Raw genomic sequence first — 17,862 nt, forward strand, 5'->3', positions numbered from 1 at the left:
TAAGATATTGTAAGTGCGAAGTAAATGAACGGGGCGGTGACTTGAAGCTGAATTCAACAAGATTAAAGAGCTATACCTACACATTGGTTTTTTCAAGTTTGTCGTATGGTTTGATCTTCGGGCTATATATGTTTGTATACTCGGGTTTTGTGCCATTTGCATTGGTTACTGTGGTTATCATTGCTTTTTACGCATTTATTACTTACTTTTTGTTTGCTGTTCCTGTGCAACTATGGCTAAGAAAGAAGCCTAAAAAGTTTAGCTTGGTTCATCTTTTCATTTATACAGCAGTCGCTTTTTTAGCTGTGTTCTTGTTCTGGCACATAGATAATCCGTCAATTGATTTCACAGTTTTCAGAAGTTTCATTTATTACATAATGAGCATTGTTGCTGCGTTCATATATTGGTTCTGGGACTCTATATTTCTGAGAAATTACAATGTTCACTGCAAGTAAAGCTGGTGTTCCAAAAGAAAGCGGGTGAGGAAAAATGAAATACATTGAGTTGACTAGAGGCAATATTGATGACAATCATATTTGCTGTGCATTAGGTACGAAACAATATGAGGATGCGGTAAATGAAAAGAAGAGCTGGCTCAAGGATCGGATGATTGATGGCTTGGTGTTCTATCGCCTAAACGAACAGGCAAAAGTTTTTATTGAATATTTACCTGCAGAAGAAGCGTGGGTTCCGGTAAGCGCACCTCATTTTATGTTTATTAATTGTCTTTGGGTCTCAGGTAAATATAAGAATAACGGACATGCGAAACACTTGTTAGAAAAATGTGTGTCAGATGCAAAATCCCGCGGTATGGATGGGATAGTTCATATAGTGGGGAAGAAAAAACTCCCTTATTTAAGTGATAAGCATTTCTTTGAACATATGGGATTTGCTGTGCAAGATGAAGCAGAACCCTATTTTCAGTTGATGTCACTGACGTGGAATGAACATGCACATCCTCCTGTATTTAAAAAACAGGTGAAAAGTAATTCAGTTAATGATGAGGGAATCACAATATTTTATACAGCTCAATGCCCATTTGCAGTCGGATTGTTAAAGGATTTAAAGGAACTGACTGAAAAGAAAGGACTTCATTTTCAGGCCCGGCGAATAACGTCAAAAGATATGGCGCAAAAATCCCCGGCAGTTTGGACGACTTTCAGCGTGTTTTATAATGGGACATTTCTCACTCATGAGATGATGAGCGTGAATAAGTTTGAAAAAATACTCAATAAGCTTTTAATGGCTTAACTTTGTTTTAATTACTATTCCTCGTTTCTATATTCGATACTGAGGGTTTTTCACGAAAATTGTTCAGTACTTTACACCGCGGGTGGCAAATGAATGATTATTGTTTTTGACAAAGATGATAACGTCCATCATTATAGTAAAAATAGATTGAGATAAGTTCTTCAACAAACGAATAAGATCTGTTGAAGAAGTTCTTTTCAAAGATCGATAACAATGAAACAGGAGACTGCAAATGCAAAAAATTGAAACCCTTCGCTTAATTTTAAGAAATTTTACCGAGAGAGATGCGCAAGGTCTGTTGGAATATTCTGCACATCCGAGAGTGAATTGCTTTCTTGATGACAGAATGTCTACGTTAGAAGAAGCTGCCGTAAACGTTCAAAAAAGAAGCCGAGATGACTCTTATATTGCAGTTTGTTTAAAAGACAGTAATGATCTGGTCGGAGAACTATTTTATTTAAAAGAAGAGCCAGATACCTATTCTGTTTGTTGGAATTTCAATGCCCGTTTTGAAGGGAAGGGATACGCAAGTGAAAGTGCGAAGGCTTTCTTTGAGTATCTCTTTATGCAAAAAGAAGCAAGAAGGCTTTATGCATATGTTGAAGATAATAACTGCAGGTCACAAAAATTATGTGAAAGATTAGGAATGCGTAAAGAAGGTTATTTTCTTGAATTTATTTCATTTACTGCACACGAGGATGGAACACCTAAATATGAAAACACTTACCAATACGCATTGCTAAAGAAAGAATGGTTAAAACAAAAACATAGTTAATAGAATTTGTGGGGAAATAATCTCCCCTTTGTCGAAAAAACCTTGCTGAAAGCAGGTTTTTTTGTATTTAAGTTAAATACTTCATTAGGTTACCGATCATACCAATGGATTATGGAATTGAAAAAAGTACTTAGATTAGTAACGATCAAAAAGATTAAGCTTGAAGGTTGGGAAAAACATAAAATTCGTTATAGCAACGTTGTAAAATTGGAGAGAGGATGAATGTGATGGACATTTTGCAGTTTAACGACAGAAGGAGCGGGAAGTAATCGAATCAGCAATGATGCGCTCGAGAATGGAAAAGTGGTTGATAATCAAAATGTTAAAAGCTGTTCAGAATGAAATCACCAGTTTGATTATTGGAAATCCAGAATAACTGGTGGACGAGTTGTAACTGAAACTGATAATCAAGTGCTGGATATCATCAAACAAGCATACAATCTTGGAATGGTTGCGAAAGATAAATATGCTTTTGAGAAATCAAGCAATTAACGCTTATAAAACATCTATTTAATTTTAAATCGGCGTTTCAGGTGAACTTTATATGATTTCTGTTTTATTAAACATATTTAAAAACGAAATAAGAATTAAAATATGCAGACAAAGCAGCGAAGCATATCGCATAAAAGGTGTTATCAGATGTATGACCGTTCCTAAAAATAAAACTTATGAAGAAAGGAACTCTAACGTGAAATCAAATTTAGTTTCGTTTCTATTAGCATTGTCAGGATTTATATTCAGTATTTATATGCAGTCAATGGCTTACTGGAGCAATGACTCTATGCTGTGGTATTGGGTCGGTGCGGTTTTGTCGTATCTATTTGCTGCAGGATCAATGGTTACTCTGATTCTTAACAAAAACAAAGACTCAATTCTAACAATAAGTTGTCTCATTTTAATGATTGTAACCGTTATGCTTATTTTAGTCACAACTTTTTGGACGACTTTTATCATTATTGCATGGCAATCTGGGATGTGAAGCTAAGGGGAATATGATCTTCTTAGTATTTTTTTATTCCTGGGATTAGAATCCCTTTTTATTATTCTTTCAAATTAAATGTAACAATTCTAATATTCATACGTTCTAAATGATAAAGGCGGGATGTCATGAAAAAACGTAAAGTCATTAAAACATTGCTGGTTATTATCACTGTTCTCATAATAGCAGCAGGATTTGCACTGTTTTCTTTAATTTCAGGAGAAAAAGTTAAATATATCGGCTATAGCCAAAGCAAGACTGGGAAGCGTCAATCGAAAAATCAGGCAAGACATCTATCGGCCCTAACTATTTCTTGAATTTGTATTACAGAGGTAATAAAGTGAATGAAAAGAACACGGTGATTAAGAGATTAACATTATTTGTTGACGGCCGGAAATATGGTGAAGATAAAGACTATCATCTTTCAGAATACACCGGAGAGAAATTAGAAGGCGGCGGAACGGGAGAAGACCATATTCAAACGTTTGAATATATGCCGGAACATGAAGTGATCGGTCATGAAATCACTGTTGAAGCAGCATGGAAAACCGATCATGAGTCCTATTCAGAAAAATTCAATCTGAAAAGAACGCATTGGTATGACTGAAAGAATAAAAAGAGGGCGGTATAACCCTCTTTTTGACGCAGAGCCTTTATTTTTGTCTGTTTTTCCTCGATTTGCTGAAGTCGATAAAAGAGGCATTGGAGCCGATAAAATTACTTACTAAGACATACATAAAGAAACCATTAAAAGCTCCCTGCCGGCATCCGTAAAAAAGAATGGATAATGAGATAAGCAATACAGCCGTAAGCAAGTCTGCAGCCAGACCTATTTTACGGTGAGACCGGAAAAATTCTCTTAATCTTCTGATGTTGTTCAAAGCTGACACCTCTTGATGCTCATGTATAAGAAAATAATACCATTGAAATATATGTAATATCAATGAATAGGGTTGGAAACGGAGGGGTTCAAAGTTGGGCGATCTTGTGTAAAAGAAAGGATCAGGATGAATGTGACCAGCATCCACCCTGATCAATGGGGTTCACAGTGTTCTATTTCATTGTATTCCAATCGGAATAATATTACAAGGGTGAAAAAGAAATAAGCGGAATGTTTTCGGCTTCTTCTGCTTCTAGAGCGGGAAAAGGAAAGTGAGATGTTTGAATGAAAATAAATAATTATCTGAAGGAAAGGTTTCCGACTTTAAAATTAGTGCCCGGCATTTATCATCAATGGGACGTGGGAATTCATTTTTCTCTCGGCGGCAATATGTATCAATTTAATGAAAGCGGTACTTTGAATCTTGAGTATTTTCAGCTTGTCCATCATCAAACCGCAGCACTTTTCAATGAGCTGTTTGAACATAGCGATGACTTGTTTCTTGTTGCCAACGTGTATAAGCACAAAACTCAAGGTAATCACGCGAGAAAATTAAAGGTTTATCAGCCGTTTCTGAAGTGTAAGGATGATTTATATCGGATTCAAGTGAAGACCTGTCCATGCCCGGTCGAAGAAGAATATGAAATGCAGCAGTTTTCTCTATTATGTAAACGGAAAGATCTGCGTATTCCCAAATTACTTAAGGCAGCCGTCCACGAAGATTTTCCGCTGAAGCCAAGGTTCGGGGGCTGTTCCGTTGGGTATCCCGATGTTTTCTTTGTGAATATGACAAAAGATATTATTTTCTTTCTGTATGATGACAGAGGGTGTGAAGTCATTGCTCTTGATGCCGGAAGAATACGAAAGCTTTATGATCAATATCACGATTGGATTGAATTGGACTGAAAATGAACACATGAATTCGAATCCGCTTGTGCCGGCTTTGTTCTTGCCTAGTCCGGCTGCATGAGTATAATGGGCAGAATTGAAGGACGCCAGAAACTTTTTTTTCTCTCATACCGACCTTCTGCATGTTAAGCTTCTGTATTTATTTTGAACGAATTCCTATTTGTAAAACGGCTGAATAGAATAACATAAAAGCTTTTTTTACACAGTGCAGGAGGAGAGAAATGTGAGGGCTGAACACCGTGATTGTATGGAAATTGGAATTTATTCATTTGCAGAATTATATCCCGATCCTCTGACAGGGAAAACAGTCAGCGCAAAGCAGCGGATAGATGAATTGATGAAGCTGGCGAAACTGGCTGACGATGCAGGGCTTGATGTATTCGGTGTAGGCGAGCATCATCGTCTTGATTATGCGGTATCTTCGCCGCCGGCCATCTTATCAGCGATTTCACAGATCACTGAAAATATTAAGCTGACCAGTGCCACGACTGTATTATCCACCGCAGATCCCGTCCGTTTATTTGAGGATTTTGCAACGCTTGATCTGATTTCAGACGGCCGGGCGGAAATCATTGCGGGACGGGGCGCATTTTTAGACTCGTTTCCTCTTTTCGGTTATGACGTAGGCCATTATAAAGAACTGTTTGAAGAACACATTGACCTTTTTTTAAAATTAAATTCCGGGGAAGAATCGGTTACCTGGAAAGGACGTTACCGGTCGCCGCTGCGCGAGGCAGAAATTTCTCCTCGGCCTTTTCGCGGAAGCATTCCGCTATGGTTAGGTGTTTCGGGGACTCCGGAAAGCGCAGAACGGGCCGGGCGTGCAGGTGCGGGGTTGGCATTAGCTGTACTGAGCGGTGATCCGATGTCATCTAAGCCGCTTGTTGACAAATACCGGGAAGCGGCTTCTAAAGCCGGTCATCCTCCGGAAAATGTGAAGGTTGCCGTAACCGGACATATGTTCATTTCAAAAACGAATGAACAGGCAATACAAGAATTTTATCCGTATCATTCAAATTACTGGTCTCACGTTCATTCATATCACGGGATCGATGAGCCTTTAACGAAGGAAGATTTTGAGCGGGCGTCCGGAAAAGAAACAGCTTTATTTGTGGGAAGCTCACAGCAGATCATTGAAAAAATTATGCATCAATACGAGTTATTCGGACATCAACGATTTCTCGCGCAAATCGATATAGGAGGTATGCCGTTTAAAAAAGCCGCGGAAAACATCGAACGATTAGCAGCGGAAGTAGCACCGGTTATCCGAAAAGAAACCGGCAAATCCAGCGAATGAAGTTCTGAGCAAAAGGGGCGGGCCGGTCAATCGCGGATTCGACAACAGAATCGGCCCGGCTTTTTCTTTATGATTATAAAAAACAAAGGGAAAAGCGCCAACCTCATTGCTTTTTCCTATCAAGAAAAGGAAGGTCATTTCATCCTCTATCGTGAAGTGTATACACTGAAAGGTTTTTATTAACAAAAGAGGGAGGATGATGCAGTAATGAAGGGTTTAGTCAAAGCTGCAGTTTTAACTGTTACTCTTGGTATTGGAGGCGCTTTCTATTCAAGTGGTGCATCTGCGCACGGGTATATAAAAGAGCCCGTCAGCAGAGCGTACATGGGAGCATTAGAGAAACAAACATTGGGCTGGACGGCCGCTGCGCAGAAATATGGCTCCGTCATTGATAATCCTCAGTCTGTAGAAGGGCCGAAAGGATTTCCGGCTGCTGGTCCGCCGGATGGAAGAATTGCGTCTGCAAATGGGGGATCGGGACAAATTGACTTCGGTTTAGACAAGCAGACTGCAGATTATTGGGTAAAACAAAACATCCGCGGCGGTTTTAACACCTTTACTTGGTACTACACGGCCCCTCATGCGACATCAAAGTGGCACTATTATATCACCAAGAAAAACTGGAATCCGAATAAACCTTTGTCAAGAGATGAATTCGAATTAATCGGAACGGTAAACCACGACGGTTCCAAGGCAGATACGAATCTGACTCATAAGATTTTTGTGCCGACTGATCGAAGCGGGTATCATGTCATTTTAGGGGTATGGGACGTTGCGGATACTTCCAATGCCTTCTATAACGTCATCGATGTAAACCTTACACAATAATCTATGAATTACTGATCGGCTGCATGTTGATACATCGGCCGATCTTTTTAGTTTTAATGTGTGAATGAAAAGGGGAAAAACAGCAGAGCGCCATAAACATTTCATTTATGGCGCCGTACGATCATGGAGGTGCTGCTGACATGGATGCGGAGGTAAGAGGATTCTTAATAACCGCCGAGGAAAGAAGCCCCAACGATGATTAATAAAATGAATAGCACCACGATTAACGCAAAGGAGCTACCATAACCACCTGAGAATCCCATATAATCTCACCTCCTAAAGAGGATTAATACATATTATGCCGAAATGAAAAGTTTGATAGGGATGCTAGTTTACTTTTTGAAAAAAGTTTTTTTAGTCTATATTTCCTTTACATGACCATCCGTTAAAATGAGTAAAAGGAGGCATCGTACTGCTTCCTGTAATAGAAACGGGTAGGCTCATACATTGAGAAGTTGCGAAGAGGATGCGCAGCTGGCTTGTTTTTTAAAAAATGAAAATGTAACACGCTATTAGGATTGGAACCTTTTGATTCAACGGAACAGGCTGAAGAAATGATTGGTTGGTTTCAAGAGCAGTATCATGAAAAAAGGGAATGTGATGGGGAATCGAGAAAAAAGATGCGAAGGGCATAATCGGAACCATGTATCAAAACGGATTGCCTGATGATACACGCGTATACTCCATTCCGAATGGGAACGTTAACGATCTAAATAGAAGAACTTCAAGTGTTCTGCGGTAAATAAAAAAAGCCGATGAAGGCTTAACATGGATTAGACGCTGTAAAGCATTTTTTTGCTGTGCTTTCTGCAGACGGAGTTTGATTGTAAGAAACGATTCCGATAATCACTAACAAGATGATGAACACCAATATGCTCCACAACACTATTTTTAAAGACTTTGACATGGTATACCCTCACTTTGAAAGACTTTACCGGGGCTGCGATCGGAGCCCGCACTTCAAGTATAGTCGTTATAACGGTGAAAAATGTGCAGTCCAGTTAAAAAAAAACTTGCGGGCGCTGCCGCAAGTTTTCTCCGTATTAAGGTCTGTGGAATTCAATATGCTGATTATCACGATCGAACCACCCTCTGAATGCCCAATTGATCCAGCCCCCGTCTCCTTTGTTATCGAAGGACCCGTCTTCGAAGACCCAGATTCCGTAAGTAATACCGTCATAAACGGCTGATCCGTAAAACTGAACGCCGTTAAAGCGGTCTTCATATTCTTGATTTAAATTGAACACCATGACGTTGTACTTCTGTCCTGATGCGTAAAATGTTGTTTCCATGACATTTTTTACCCAGCCGGTTCGGTTTTGATCTGACTTAACCGCTTCAGCAATGCGATCTGAAATTCCGAGAACATCTACGTTTACGTTCAGCCCGGCATCAACACCTGCTGCTTTTACGTTTTGGTCTGCTGTTTGGGATAATTTACTTTCTAACGGATTTGCAACGGGTGAAACGTGAGGCGCGTTTGCGTGTTCAGACTGACTGGCTGCTGAGGCACTGGCTGTGAAAGGAATTGTTAGAGATAAAGCTAAGCATGATCCGACTATCGTTCTGGCGATTTTCATGGCTATGACCTCCTGAGGAAATTTTTAAAAATTGTTGCAAATTCATGGTATCGCAGAAAAATTGACCAAGCAAAGAGTAGATTATCTCAAAAGTCATGTCATTCTATTTGTGTTGTTTTCTGTAAATGAAATACTTTTCATTAGGCGAAAAGGGAAGAAAATAATAGAGTCTTTTTATGTATTGTGATAGGATGACCGGATTTTGGGTGAAAATAGCCCGGAGAAACGCCATAATAAGAAAAACACCCGGAGTTTACCGGGTGTAAAAAGTGTTGATATGTCAAGTTAGCAGCATTTTTTACATTTTTTGCATTTTCTTTTATAAACAACGATGTAATCATAATCAAGATGCTTTTTATCTTGTTTCTTCTTTTTTTGTTTAGGCTGCTTTGGGTGGTGATCATAATGTCCGTTCATATCCATATCCATGTCCATATCCATATCCATATCCATACTCATATTCCTCCTTTTTTCATCTGACGGTAGTATTCTATGACAGAAAGCATGAATGGCTTGGACAAATGAAACGGTATGCTGAAAAAGAGGCATCTCATTCGGTATAAAAAACAGGATCATACCCGCCCGATAGAAAAGAGAGGAGATGATCCTGATATTGAGATCCTATTTGATAACCGCAATTGCAATGCCGTACCCTTTTTCAGAACTGTATAAGGCTGTCAGTTTCAATACCTTCCAGCCTTCCGCGGCTTTAGTCCCGATTCCGTTATGAGCCGTGATATAATCTCCCGGGCTGACCGTACTGTCGACCCGTACGTAATGCCGGCCGTTGAGTCCGACAATGTGCCATTCGTCTCTGGCCGCTCGTGCTTCATAGTCAGCTTCAAGAGCCGGACTGCAGTCTGGGTTTTGTTTCGGCACGCGTACCGTTTCTCCTGTTTCCTCGTCAGTCACATTTTCGTATATGAAACCGCCGAACTCGTTTGTCAAAAAGCGGCTTTGCCATCCGAAGCTTGCGGCTCCTGAGATAAAAGCGGCTGTTTCTGAAATGACGCCGAGCATGTAATCTCCGACGTGAGCCGATTCAATTTTTTCGCCTTTCACTGTGACGATTGTCCCGGCGGGAATTGTCTGGCCGGTTACACTTTCAAAATATTCTCCGTACCCTGACAGGGAAGAGGTGACAGCTCCGGCGAACGTACCGTGGCCGCCCGCTGAATCCAATTTCCATTTGATGGACTGATGCCCTCCGGCAACCGTGTATGGTTCTTCCAATGTAATGCTTTCTGATGACAGAATCGTTCTGGAGACTTTGCTGCCCGTAATATGGGCATTGTTTGAAGCGGCGATAAATGCCCTTGAACCTTCAGAACTTGAACCTCCGGAAGAGCTGATGATCGCATTTCTGTCACCTCTGGCCGTAATATCGCCTGTTCCCGCAATAACGGCGCTTGTCGGGTTGAATGCAAAACCGGAGCTGGTCGCGAGCTGTGCGCCTCCCTTTAAATTGACGGGGATCTGATCATAAGTCTGTCCTTTTATAGATGCGGCCGCGCTGTAACCTTCCGCTTGCACCCCGAGAATGACGGCCTGACTGTTAGGGGACGTAATTCCGACGGAACCGCCGTCTCCGATCATCGTACCGTTTATAATATTTACGTTATATTGGCCTCCGCCGATTGAGATGCCTTTAGGAGATGACTTGTATATATCAAAATTTAAAATTTTAACATAATCGGTTTTATTTGATCCGCCGGATATATTGATGTCAACACCGGCTTGTGTAAAGCCGCGTATTTTAATGCCGTTGATCGTAATATTTTGACTGCGGTATTGAAGAGCCACGACTGGATTCCCTCCATAGTCGTATGAGGGATCACCAATAGCCGTGAATCCGTTTACATTAACGTTTTTATAAGCAGAGATGACCAGCGCCCTCGGGGTCACACCGTCATAGAGAGCATTGAACACCGGTTCAATCGCGGTGCAATCGGTTAAAGTAACATCATAAGCCGTCGTGCTTTCGGGGTCTGAAGCCTGATGATGGCCGATATGACGAATATCAAATGAACGTACATCACGATACGAAACATGACCGATAATATGAACATTTTGAGAAGCCGGCCACAGGCTGTGCGCCTTTACCTCAATCCCGCGGATATTTCCGCTCGTATAGTTATTTAAAAGCCATACATGTTTAGAGCCGTCGTCAATTTCAATGCCGTTCGAGTTTGCGCTGCCCTCAGCATGCTCTGTGCCGCGGGGGTTTCCGGAATGGCAGTTGGAAATGAAAATATACTCGCTGTAATGGGTGGTAATGCCGTCGTCTCCGGCGCCGTATGCCACACAGTTATCAATCCATATATATCGGCAGCCGTCTTTCGTCCATTCTGTTTCAGGCAAATGATCGTAAGTCGGAGATGTAATATCAATACCATGGAGACCCGCGTTAACCGTTTCAACATTCTTAATCCAGCCGTATTGCACATTAGCAAACGTTAAACAGCTGGAAAACTGTCCTCCGGGGTTCCTGACTCCGCATTGACGATCAGGATTCCAGTCTAAAGTCATGTTTTCGACAAAAATATTTCGGTTTCCATTTTCGTAATCATCGTTAGTAATGACCCATTCGTATGCGGGAGTGTCCTCATGAAGCTTAAGCACGGTAATCCCTTGTCCCTCACCGGAAATGGTAGTCCATGAGGGGAGTTTTATCCCTTGAACCAAAAATTCTCCTGCGGGAACATTTACTTTGACCCGGCCGTTCCCGATCGCTCTCCGAAAGGCTTCCGTATTGTCCCGGCCGTCAGGGATCGCTCCGTAGTCCTCCACATTCACTTCCCGGGTGATTTTATTCTTAAGCATTTCGTATTCGGTATCAAGCCGTTCTTTTAAAAGTGAGGTGACCATTCCTTCCGCCGTCACCCGGGCATCTGCGATCTCAAGATTATCATCCGTTGCGGAATGCTTAATAAAATTCTGCATCCTTGCTTTGAGATGCTCCAATTCAGAGGGCTGTGCAGGGCGAGACTGCAATGGGGCGTTTAAAGACGGATCAGGAAAGTTTTTAAATTGAACCATTCTAAAGACACCTCTTTCTTTTGATATAAGCGCCTGAGGCAGGGGACAGAAAAGAGTCGCGCGCCCTTTAAGCGCTTATTCTTCAAATTCTTTATTCAGAACGAAATTCCTTTTGAAACCAAGGTGAAATTTTAAAAAAGCTCTGTTGAAAGAACGGATATAAAGCTTTGTATTATTGTAATTGAAGCTGTCATGTGAAAATGGAGGAAAAACTGATAGGAGGGGCCCTCATTTTAGGTTTATTCTCATTGGCTTCGCAGTGCTTCCTCTTCGGCTGTATATACACCAAAATCAACATTTTTATCAGTTAAATGGTATAATGGGGCACGGATTGGTCATCAATACGACTGAAATAGGGAAGCAAAAGGAGCAGCGAACATGACTTTACAAATCAAAATTAAATATTCAGATGATACGCAAACGAGAATCAGTAAAATTGAACAGGGCGATTGGATTGATCTGCGGGCAGCTGAAGATATAACAATCAAAAAAGGTGAATTCAAACTTATCCCGCTTGGAGTTGCGATGGAACTGCCGGAAGGATATGAGGCCCATGTCGTTCCGCGTTCAAGTACATATAAGCATTTCGGTATCATTCAGACAAATTCAATGGGAGTCATTGATGAATCATATAAAGGCGACAATGACTTCTGGTTTTTTCCTGCATTCGCGCTTCGGGATACTGACATTTCCAAGGGGGAGCGGATCTGCCAATTCAGAATCATGAAGAAAATGCCTGAAGTGGAGCTGATCGAAGTAGACAAGCTCGGGAACAATGACCGCGGCGGACTGGGATCAACAGGCACGAAATAAAACGAAAAAAGACTGCTTAACAGCAGTCTTTTTTTATGGAAACAGCAGTTACATTCAATTTGTTTCGGGGATTCTTGAATTGAGAAATCATACGTCACGTTCGAATTTGGCTTCGAAATAACCGGCCGCTCCGTAACCGTCTATGCCGGAGCAAATATTTGAGCAGGGCGCCAGCCCAGCTCAGCATATTGATAAAATGATTTCCCTGCAGTCCTCACTCTCCTCCAAAACTGGAGAAGGGTTTCATTTTTATCATTTAAGCCTTCCGTCTCTTTGAACAGAAAGACTTTTTTAGGTTAAAGGATAGAAGTTGTTTTGATGTTTTTATTCTTCAAGATGAACGGAGGTTTTGTCCAACGTATATAATATTGTGACAAAAGTGTAAACAAAAGAAAGGATGATGTTATGGCAAAAAGGGTTAGAAGAATAGACCGTAAAGCAGCTGGCAAAGAGGCAGAGCAGAAGAAACCGTCCAAAGTCACCCTGTTCTGCCGTTCGCTTCAAAGGCTGAAGCATTTGTATTGTAACATAAACATACAAATGCCATCAATAACCAAAAAAGGAATTTTAGTTTTAATTTTACCGTTTTTGCTTCTGCCGTTCTTTCGGGCTGATGCCGCTTCAGATATTTACGGCAGTTTCGAGGAATTAAAGCTGAATGAAGATTCTTCCGATTTTTCCATTTCAACGCGAGAGCATGACCCTTCTGTCCTCATATTAGCTATACACGGCGGAGGCATAGAGCCGGGGACCAGTGAGTTAGCCAGAGAAATTGCTGAAAACCAGAGTTTATATTTATTTGAAGGGTTAAAACCAGCCGGTAATGCGGCTCTGCATTTGACAAGTTCGCATTTCGATGAACCTAAGGCCGTGCAAATGGTGAAAGAGCACTCTCATGTCATTTCATTGCACGGTTACGGCAGTGACGATAAAAAGATAAAAATCGGCGGTACAGACAGAGAACGGGCCGAACTTTTGACCGATGTGCTGAAACGGCACGGGTATCCTGCCGTTCTTCTTGGCATAAATGATCAATATGCGGGCGTCAGTCCGAACAACCTTGCCAATCAATCTTCATCCGGATTGAGTATTCAAATCGAAATGAGCACCGGCTTCAGAAAATCACTATTTGACACTTTTACGCTGAAAAGCAGAGCATCCACACAAAATGGGACCTTTTATCAATTCACAAATACGGTTTCTGATTTTATCAGTGACAATTATTAATAAGCTCGCCTATTTTGCCGGCGGGGCTTTTTCTTTTGAAATTTATGAAACTTTAAGTTCTTAAGATCGTATACATAATTGACAGGATGAAAGAAAAGAGGTGGGCAAATGAAAGTGATGATCGGGTCTATCATTCTTCTTGTCATCATCGGATTCGGTTTATGGCTGATGCTTAGTCCAATCTTTAAACAAGTGGGAAGCGGAGCCAAAAAATTCAAAAAGTCATGGGAGGAAGAAGATCAGCATGAGCGAAAATAAGCGCGGAAACACAAAAAAAATTATCGGCGGTGTGATTATAGGTGCAGCCCTTTTAATTGCGGGCGTTACAGCGTCACTATTCATTGAAAAAATACCGAACGGTTATGTCGGGGTTGTATACTCACCGAATGGCGGGGTAAAATCCGACACATTGGACCAAGGCTGGCACTTAGTCGGGTTATTTAATAAAGTAACGGAATATCCGGTGCGTATGCAGACAGTGAATAATGAAAATATAAAAGTGGCAACCTCAGACGGTAAAAATATAGAAATGGATATCGCTTACAACTATGTCGTGCAGCCTGATAAAGTAGTCGATCTGTTTAACAAATTCGGAGCGGTAGACGTTGAAACGATTGAAAATACATATTTAAAAACAAGGCTGTGGGATGCGGCGCGAAAATCAATCAGCAAATACTCGGTTATTGACACATACGGGCAAAAATCTGCAGAAGCCGCTGCCGATGTTCAAAAGAGATTTGCTGATGATATGAAGAGTCTTGGATTTTTAATTGATGATCTGACGCTTGGCGTACCGAAGCCGGATAAAGCCACACAGGAAGCTATCGATGCAAGGGTAAAGTCTTCACAGGAACTTGAACGGACACAAACTGAAATTAAAATAGCCGAAGCCGAAGCGAAAAAGAAAAAAATTGAAGCGGAAGGGATCGCTGATTATAACGAAATCATAAAGAAATCAATGTCCGATGAAATGATCAAATATAAATGGATTGAAAAATGGGACGGAAAAACGCCGAAAGCGACAGGCACAGACTCACTGCTGCAGCTGCCGCTGGACGATCAGAAGCAAAAATAAAAAGAGAAGGAGGCGATTGCCTCCTTTTTATGTTTTTTCCTGAGAGTCTTTTTCCGGCACTAATTCTTCAGACGCCTCGGTTTGATAGCTCCATAGCGTGCTATCCGTCTCTGTTGTGTCCTGATAATCTTCGGGAAGTACATATTGCTGCAAATACCGGTGAAAAAATGCCTCGAAAACAGAAATGCAAAGTGCAGAGATAACCGATGCCGCGGCAGGAGAGACATTAAATCCGCCAATGTTCATAAGGAATATCCATAATATAATGAATGAAATTCCGAAATCAGCTGCAACGGCTGTGAAATTGCTTGTTCTCGGCAGAATCATGCAATCACCCGCAAAATAAGTGATTAAACTTAAGATCACTGTAATAAACAGAACGTTTAAAAAGGTTACTTGGTACATAAGATCCAGAACAATGTACAGTAAAGCAAGTGTGAGCGCCGTTTTAGAAGCGAAAGCAATTACGTGTTTCATTTGAACCACCTTCGTTATTTCGTTTAGTCTTCATTGTAAGCAATCCGCAAATTTTTAAACTGGTATATAGTGGTTATAAAGTATACGTTTTAATAAAATGTGAATAGACATCACAGGATTCACAAGTTAAAATATGTAAAAAGGGGGATGCAAATGAAAAAATACTGGATATGTATTGCTGTTTTTTTATTATGTTTTAGCGGCATACACTCAGCTAAAGCGGCTACCACTGAATTCGGATCAAAAACAAGCTTCACTTTGGAGGGAAATGCAAAAGAGTTTCATATTGAAAATCCGGGGGCTGTAGCTGCCGACGATTACTTTTTAGGATATAAGTTCACCATAATGAACAACTCTTCGTGCGGTTTAAGCATGAAACTCCAGCGGATGGCGCTGAACGGGAATTTTTATACATTAAGTTCTAAAAACTACAGCGGCAGCTGGTTAAACCTCAGTGCCCAGGATAAAAAATCAATTGATCCGTATCACAAATACAGAATTCTGGTTGAAAGTTCTTCAAACGTCTGTGGCCCCGTCTATATTAAAGGGTTTTACGGTGTAGAGTATTATCATTTTGATTGAAAATAGATACTCGCTAAAGGCAGCGGGTTTTTTTATATTTAAATATAACTTATTGTACTATGCACTAAATATTCATATATAAATTTTAATGCACCCGTCCAAAGAAAACATAAACAAAAGTAAATTCATCACGCAAAAATATACAAAGTTGAAAAATGAACGAAAAGTTTCTCGAGGTAAACATTATTAGTTGACTTCAAAAGTGTGATGTCGGATAATAAGAATGTAAGTTTTTCCTCCTTAGCAGATTCGTTTCTTAAGCCAGGGCGAATCTGCTTTTTTTATGCAAAAAAACCCCTCTGTAAGGGGTTTTTTACGATAAATGAAGTTTAATAGAATTAATGTACGGCTCTGAATACGCCGATAACTTTCCCCAAAATGCTTACGTTTTGCAGGATAATCGGCTCCATCGTCGGATTTTCCGGCTGCAGCCGCACATAATTGTCTTCTTTATAGAAGCGCTTGACCGTCGCTTCATCATCTTCGGTCATAGCTACGACGATTTCTCCGTTATTGGCCGTGTTCTGCTGTTTGACAATGACGTAATCTTTGTCAAAAATGCCGGCGTCGATCATACTTTCTCCCATGATTTCTAACATAAAGACATGTTCGCCCGGAGGAACCATCCGGTCAGGAAGCGGAAAATACTCGTCGATATTTTCAACAGCCGTAATCGGAATACCCGCCGTCACTTTCCCGATGACCGGAACGTTTACGACCTGGCTTTTCGGAATTTGGACTTCTTCTTCATCCAATACCTCAATCGCCCTCGGTTTAGTTGGGTCCCGTCTGATCAGGCCTTTTGTCTCCAGCCGCGCCAAATGGCCGTGCACGGTTGAACTGGAAGCCAGTCCTACTGCTTCTCCTATCTCTCTTACAGAAGGCGGATATCCTTTCGTTTTTACCTCTTCTTTAATAAAACGCAGGATATCAAGCTGCCTTTTTGATAGCTTCGTCATATTTCGCACCTCAAAACGTCGATTTTAAGTAGATTATAGCATGATTTTCCTGACAGTACAAACATAGGTTCGAAAAAAACGATTGACAGAAACGTTTGTTCGTATATACTAAAAGGTATAAAAAGCGAACAAACATTCTTATCGGAGGTTGTTTACATGGCGAAAGAATCTATTATATTTGTCGGACTGTTTACTGCGATTTTAAGTGCCGCTATTTTACTTGTCTCATGTGCGGGAAATGATCAGTCCCTCAGCCAATATGTTAAAATAAAGGTTCAGGACGGCGATACACTCTGGTCACTTGCGGATCATGTAGCAGAAAAGAAACACATTAATAAAGAAGATTTCATTGAGTGGGTGACGGAGAATAATCATCTCCAAACTGCTGATATAAAGCCCGGAGACGAACTTATTCTTCCGGTTAAGAAAAAGCATCCGGCCGTATATCAGCTGGCCATTGTCAATTAGAGAGGAAAGAGAGAAATGAAGGCGCTCATTTATGCCCGCGTAAGCACAAACAAAGAACAGCAGCAAACGTCATTAAAAAGACAGGAAGAGGAGCTCAGTGAGATCGCTGCTGCAAACGGCATGGAAGTCGTGAAAGTCATTTCTGAGAAAGCCAGCGGTTACGAAATGGACCGCGACGGAGTATTTGAAATGCTTGATGAAATTAAAAAATCACATATTGACGCGATATTGGTGCAGGACGAAACGAGATTGGGAAGAGGAAACGCCAAGATTGCGCTTTTGCATTGCATTTACAGGGAGAACGTAAAAATATATACGACGGCTCATAAAGGTGAACTGGAGCTTTCCGAAGCTGATTCGATGGTACTCGAAATCGTCAGTATTGTTGAGGAATATCAAAGGAAAATTCACAATATGAAAATCCGGCGGGGAATGAAAAGAGCCGTGAAAAACGGCTACAAACCTGAACGGAATCTGAAAAACAGACATGAAAACAGCGGAAAAGAAAAAAAAGAGGTTCCGGTTTCGGAAATTATCAGGCTGAGAGCCAACAAGCTTACCTTTGCAGAAATCGCAGCGACCTTAAGGGGATTCGGCTACGATGTGTCCAAAGCCACGGTTCACCGGCGGTTTCAGGAATATACCGCAGACACAGAAGGCAGCTGACGCGCATCAGTTGTAAAAAAGACTGCGTTTTAGTAGTATATAATCAACACGCACCAA

21 protein-coding genes and 2 pseudogenes are annotated in these 17,862 nt (G+C 41.1%); 16 read left to right on the plus strand and 7 right to left on the minus strand.

Going from position 1 to position 17,862, the window contains the following annotated elements; all coding sequences use genetic code 11:
* Positions 1-41: 41 nt before the first annotated feature.
* The 6 genes and pseudogenes from JNUCC21_RS09290 (at position 42) to JNUCC21_RS09315 (ending at position 3,612) form a co-directional block, all read left to right on the plus strand.
* Positions 42-455 carry a UPF0715 family protein gene (locus JNUCC21_RS09290; RefSeq protein ID WP_251248435.1) on the plus strand — a complete coding sequence of 138 codons (414 nt, stop codon included), beginning with the start codon at positions 42-44 and terminating at the stop codon, positions 453-455.
* A gap of 34 nt (positions 456-489) precedes the next feature.
* Positions 490-1,251 (plus strand): N-acetyltransferase, encoded by a 762-nt coding sequence (locus JNUCC21_RS09295; RefSeq protein WP_015239918.1) that lies wholly within the window; start codon positions 490-492, stop codon positions 1,249-1,251.
* A 232-nt stretch (positions 1,252-1,483) separates the two neighbouring features.
* Positions 1,484-2,026, plus strand: a complete 543-nt coding sequence (locus JNUCC21_RS09300; protein ID WP_015239919.1) for a GNAT family N-acetyltransferase — start codon at positions 1,484-1,486, stop codon at positions 2,024-2,026.
* 273 nt (positions 2,027-2,299) lie between these two features.
* Positions 2,300-2,540 (plus strand): annotated as a pseudogene (locus JNUCC21_RS09305) (hypothetical protein).
* A 30-nt stretch (positions 2,541-2,570) separates the two neighbouring features.
* The gene (locus JNUCC21_RS09310; RefSeq protein WP_015239920.1) at positions 2,571-3,005 is read left to right on the plus strand and encodes a DUF3902 family protein; all 435 of its coding nucleotides are present in this window, start codon (positions 2,571-2,573) and stop codon (positions 3,003-3,005) included.
* A 128-nt stretch (positions 3,006-3,133) separates the two neighbouring features.
* Positions 3,134-3,612: pseudogene (locus JNUCC21_RS09315) on the plus strand (DUF4944 domain-containing protein).
* A gap of 46 nt (positions 3,613-3,658) precedes the next feature.
* Here JNUCC21_RS09315 and JNUCC21_RS09320 read toward each other — a convergent pair.
* Positions 3,659-3,886 (minus strand): hypothetical protein, encoded by a 228-nt coding sequence (locus tag JNUCC21_RS09320; RefSeq protein WP_007410342.1) that lies wholly within the window; start codon positions 3,884-3,886, stop codon positions 3,659-3,661.
* Positions 3,887-4,170: 284 nt separating this feature from the next.
* Between JNUCC21_RS09320 and JNUCC21_RS09325 the strand changes: the two genes are divergently transcribed.
* The 3 genes from JNUCC21_RS09325 to JNUCC21_RS09335 all read left to right on the plus strand — a co-directional run bounded on the left by JNUCC21_RS09325 (position 4,171) and on the right by JNUCC21_RS09335 (position 6,919).
* Entirely contained in the window at positions 4,171-4,791 is a 621-nt protein-coding gene (locus tag JNUCC21_RS09325) for a DUF3885 domain-containing protein (protein ID WP_369878772.1), read from the plus strand.
* Between the two features lie 226 nt (positions 4,792-5,017).
* Positions 5,018-6,091, plus strand: coding sequence for an LLM class flavin-dependent oxidoreductase (locus JNUCC21_RS09330; protein WP_369878773.1), 1,074 nt, complete (start codon positions 5,018-5,020; stop codon positions 6,089-6,091).
* A gap of 207 nt (positions 6,092-6,298) precedes the next feature.
* On the plus strand, positions 6,299-6,919 hold the full coding sequence (locus JNUCC21_RS09335; RefSeq protein ID WP_015239922.1) for a lytic polysaccharide monooxygenase: 621 nt from the start codon (positions 6,299-6,301) through the stop codon (positions 6,917-6,919).
* A gap of 164 nt (positions 6,920-7,083) precedes the next feature.
* Here the strand turns inward: JNUCC21_RS09335 and JNUCC21_RS09340 are convergent, their stop codons facing one another.
* The 4 genes from JNUCC21_RS09340 to JNUCC21_RS09355 form a co-directional block, all read right to left on the minus strand.
* Entirely contained in the window at positions 7,084-7,182 is a 99-nt protein-coding gene (locus JNUCC21_RS09340; RefSeq protein WP_003154022.1) for a YjcZ family sporulation protein, read from the minus strand.
* 780 nt (positions 7,183-7,962) lie between these two features.
* Positions 7,963-8,499 (minus strand): hypothetical protein, encoded by a 537-nt coding sequence (locus JNUCC21_RS09345; RefSeq protein WP_007410338.1) that lies wholly within the window; start codon positions 8,497-8,499, stop codon positions 7,963-7,965.
* Positions 8,500-8,784: 285 nt separating this feature from the next.
* Positions 8,785-8,952 (minus strand): hypothetical protein, encoded by a 168-nt coding sequence (locus JNUCC21_RS09350; protein ID WP_162889393.1) that lies wholly within the window; start codon positions 8,950-8,952, stop codon positions 8,785-8,787.
* A gap of 168 nt (positions 8,953-9,120) precedes the next feature.
* On the minus strand, positions 9,121-11,538 hold the full coding sequence (locus JNUCC21_RS09355) for a peptidase G2 autoproteolytic cleavage domain-containing protein (protein ID WP_369878774.1): 2,418 nt from the start codon (positions 11,536-11,538) through the stop codon (positions 9,121-9,123).
* Positions 11,539-11,916: 378 nt separating this feature from the next.
* On the opposite strand from JNUCC21_RS09355, the gene JNUCC21_RS09360 reads away from it, so the two are divergent.
* The 4 genes from JNUCC21_RS09360 (at position 11,917) to JNUCC21_RS09375 (ending at position 14,653) form a co-directional block, all read left to right on the plus strand.
* Complete coding sequence (locus tag JNUCC21_RS09360) at positions 11,917-12,351, plus strand: dUTP diphosphatase (protein WP_003154017.1); 435 nt, start codon at positions 11,917-11,919, stop codon at positions 12,349-12,351.
* 405 nt (positions 12,352-12,756) lie between these two features.
* The gene (locus JNUCC21_RS09365) at positions 12,757-13,578 is read left to right on the plus strand and encodes a poly-gamma-glutamate hydrolase family protein (protein WP_369878775.1); all 822 of its coding nucleotides are present in this window, start codon (positions 12,757-12,759) and stop codon (positions 13,576-13,578) included.
* Between the two features lie 108 nt (positions 13,579-13,686).
* Positions 13,687-13,836 (plus strand): hypothetical protein, encoded by a 150-nt coding sequence (locus JNUCC21_RS09370; RefSeq protein ID WP_007410334.1) that lies wholly within the window; start codon positions 13,687-13,689, stop codon positions 13,834-13,836.
* The gene (locus tag JNUCC21_RS09375) at positions 13,823-14,653 is read left to right on the plus strand and encodes a prohibitin family protein (RefSeq protein ID WP_007410333.1); all 831 of its coding nucleotides are present in this window, start codon (positions 13,823-13,825) and stop codon (positions 14,651-14,653) included. The genes JNUCC21_RS09370 and JNUCC21_RS09375 overlap by 14 nt, the downstream gene beginning before the upstream one ends.
* A gap of 27 nt (positions 14,654-14,680) precedes the next feature.
* On the opposite strand, the gene JNUCC21_RS09380 is transcribed toward JNUCC21_RS09375, so the two are convergent.
* The gene (locus JNUCC21_RS09380) at positions 14,681-15,130 is read right to left on the minus strand and encodes a YndM family protein (protein WP_007410332.1); all 450 of its coding nucleotides are present in this window, start codon (positions 15,128-15,130) and stop codon (positions 14,681-14,683) included.
* A 153-nt stretch (positions 15,131-15,283) separates the two neighbouring features.
* Between JNUCC21_RS09380 and JNUCC21_RS09385 the strand changes: the two genes are divergently transcribed.
* Positions 15,284-15,712, plus strand: a complete 429-nt coding sequence (locus JNUCC21_RS09385) for a hypothetical protein (protein ID WP_003154006.1) — start codon at positions 15,284-15,286, stop codon at positions 15,710-15,712.
* A gap of 338 nt (positions 15,713-16,050) precedes the next feature.
* On the opposite strand, the gene lexA is transcribed toward JNUCC21_RS09385, so the two are convergent.
* Complete coding sequence (lexA, locus tag JNUCC21_RS09390) at positions 16,051-16,671, minus strand: transcriptional repressor LexA (RefSeq protein ID WP_007611720.1); 621 nt, start codon at positions 16,669-16,671, stop codon at positions 16,051-16,053.
* A gap of 156 nt (positions 16,672-16,827) precedes the next feature.
* Between lexA and yneA the strand changes: the two genes are divergently transcribed.
* Positions 16,828-17,139: a cell division suppressor protein YneA gene (yneA, locus tag JNUCC21_RS09395; protein ID WP_003154001.1), complete on the plus strand. Its 312-nt coding sequence runs from the start codon at positions 16,828-16,830 to the stop codon at positions 17,137-17,139.
* Positions 17,140-17,154: 15 nt separating this feature from the next.
* Positions 17,155-17,805 carry a recombinase family protein gene (locus JNUCC21_RS09400; protein WP_003153998.1) on the plus strand — a complete coding sequence of 217 codons (651 nt, stop codon included), beginning with the start codon at positions 17,155-17,157 and terminating at the stop codon, positions 17,803-17,805.
* The last annotated feature ends 57 nt before the right edge of the window (positions 17,806-17,862 follow it).

The sequence above is a fragment of the Bacillus sp. JNUCC-21 genome (assembly GCF_041222765.1).
GTDB lineage: Bacteria > Bacillota > Bacilli > Bacillales > Bacillaceae > Bacillus > Bacillus velezensis.

Coding starts and splice junctions, on each gene's coding strand:
- JNUCC21_RS09295 (WP_015239918.1), top strand. CDS start 490: ATGAAATACATTGAGTTGACTAGAGGCAATATTGATGACAATCATATT.
- JNUCC21_RS09300 (WP_015239919.1), top strand. CDS start 1,484: ATGCAAAAAATTGAAACCCTTCGCTTAATTTTAAGAAATTTTACCGAG.
- JNUCC21_RS09310 (WP_015239920.1), top strand. CDS start 2,571: ATGATTTCTGTTTTATTAAACATATTTAAAAACGAAATAAGAATTAAA.
- JNUCC21_RS09325 (WP_369878772.1), top strand. CDS start 4,171: ATGAAAATAAATAATTATCTGAAGGAAAGGTTTCCGACTTTAAAATTA.
- JNUCC21_RS09335 (WP_015239922.1), top strand. CDS start 6,299: ATGAAGGGTTTAGTCAAAGCTGCAGTTTTAACTGTTACTCTTGGTATT.
- JNUCC21_RS09340 (WP_003154022.1), bottom strand. CDS start 7,182: ATGGGATTCTCAGGTGGTTATGGTAGCTCCTTTGCGTTAATCGTGGTG.
- JNUCC21_RS09345 (WP_007410338.1), bottom strand. CDS start 8,499: ATGAAAATCGCCAGAACGATAGTCGGATCATGCTTAGCTTTATCTCTA.
- JNUCC21_RS09350 (WP_162889393.1), bottom strand. CDS start 8,952: ATGGATATGGATATGGATATGGACATGGATATGGATATGAACGGACAT.
- JNUCC21_RS09355 (WP_369878774.1), bottom strand. CDS start 11,538: ATGGTTCAATTTAAAAACTTTCCTGATCCGTCTTTAAACGCCCCATTG.
- JNUCC21_RS09360 (WP_003154017.1), top strand. CDS start 11,917: ATGACTTTACAAATCAAAATTAAATATTCAGATGATACGCAAACGAGA.
- JNUCC21_RS09365 (WP_369878775.1), top strand. CDS start 12,757: ATGGCAAAAAGGGTTAGAAGAATAGACCGTAAAGCAGCTGGCAAAGAG.
- JNUCC21_RS09370 (WP_007410334.1), top strand. CDS start 13,687: ATGAAAGTGATGATCGGGTCTATCATTCTTCTTGTCATCATCGGATTC.
- JNUCC21_RS09375 (WP_007410333.1), top strand. CDS start 13,823: ATGAGCGAAAATAAGCGCGGAAACACAAAAAAAATTATCGGCGGTGTG.
- JNUCC21_RS09380 (WP_007410332.1), bottom strand. CDS start 15,130: ATGAAACACGTAATTGCTTTCGCTTCTAAAACGGCGCTCACACTTGCT.
- JNUCC21_RS09385 (WP_003154006.1), top strand. CDS start 15,284: ATGAAAAAATACTGGATATGTATTGCTGTTTTTTTATTATGTTTTAGC.
- lexA (WP_007611720.1), bottom strand. CDS start 16,671: ATGACGAAGCTATCAAAAAGGCAGCTTGATATCCTGCGTTTTATTAAA.
- yneA (WP_003154001.1), top strand. CDS start 16,828: ATGGCGAAAGAATCTATTATATTTGTCGGACTGTTTACTGCGATTTTA.
- JNUCC21_RS09400 (WP_003153998.1), top strand. CDS start 17,155: ATGAAGGCGCTCATTTATGCCCGCGTAAGCACAAACAAAGAACAGCAG.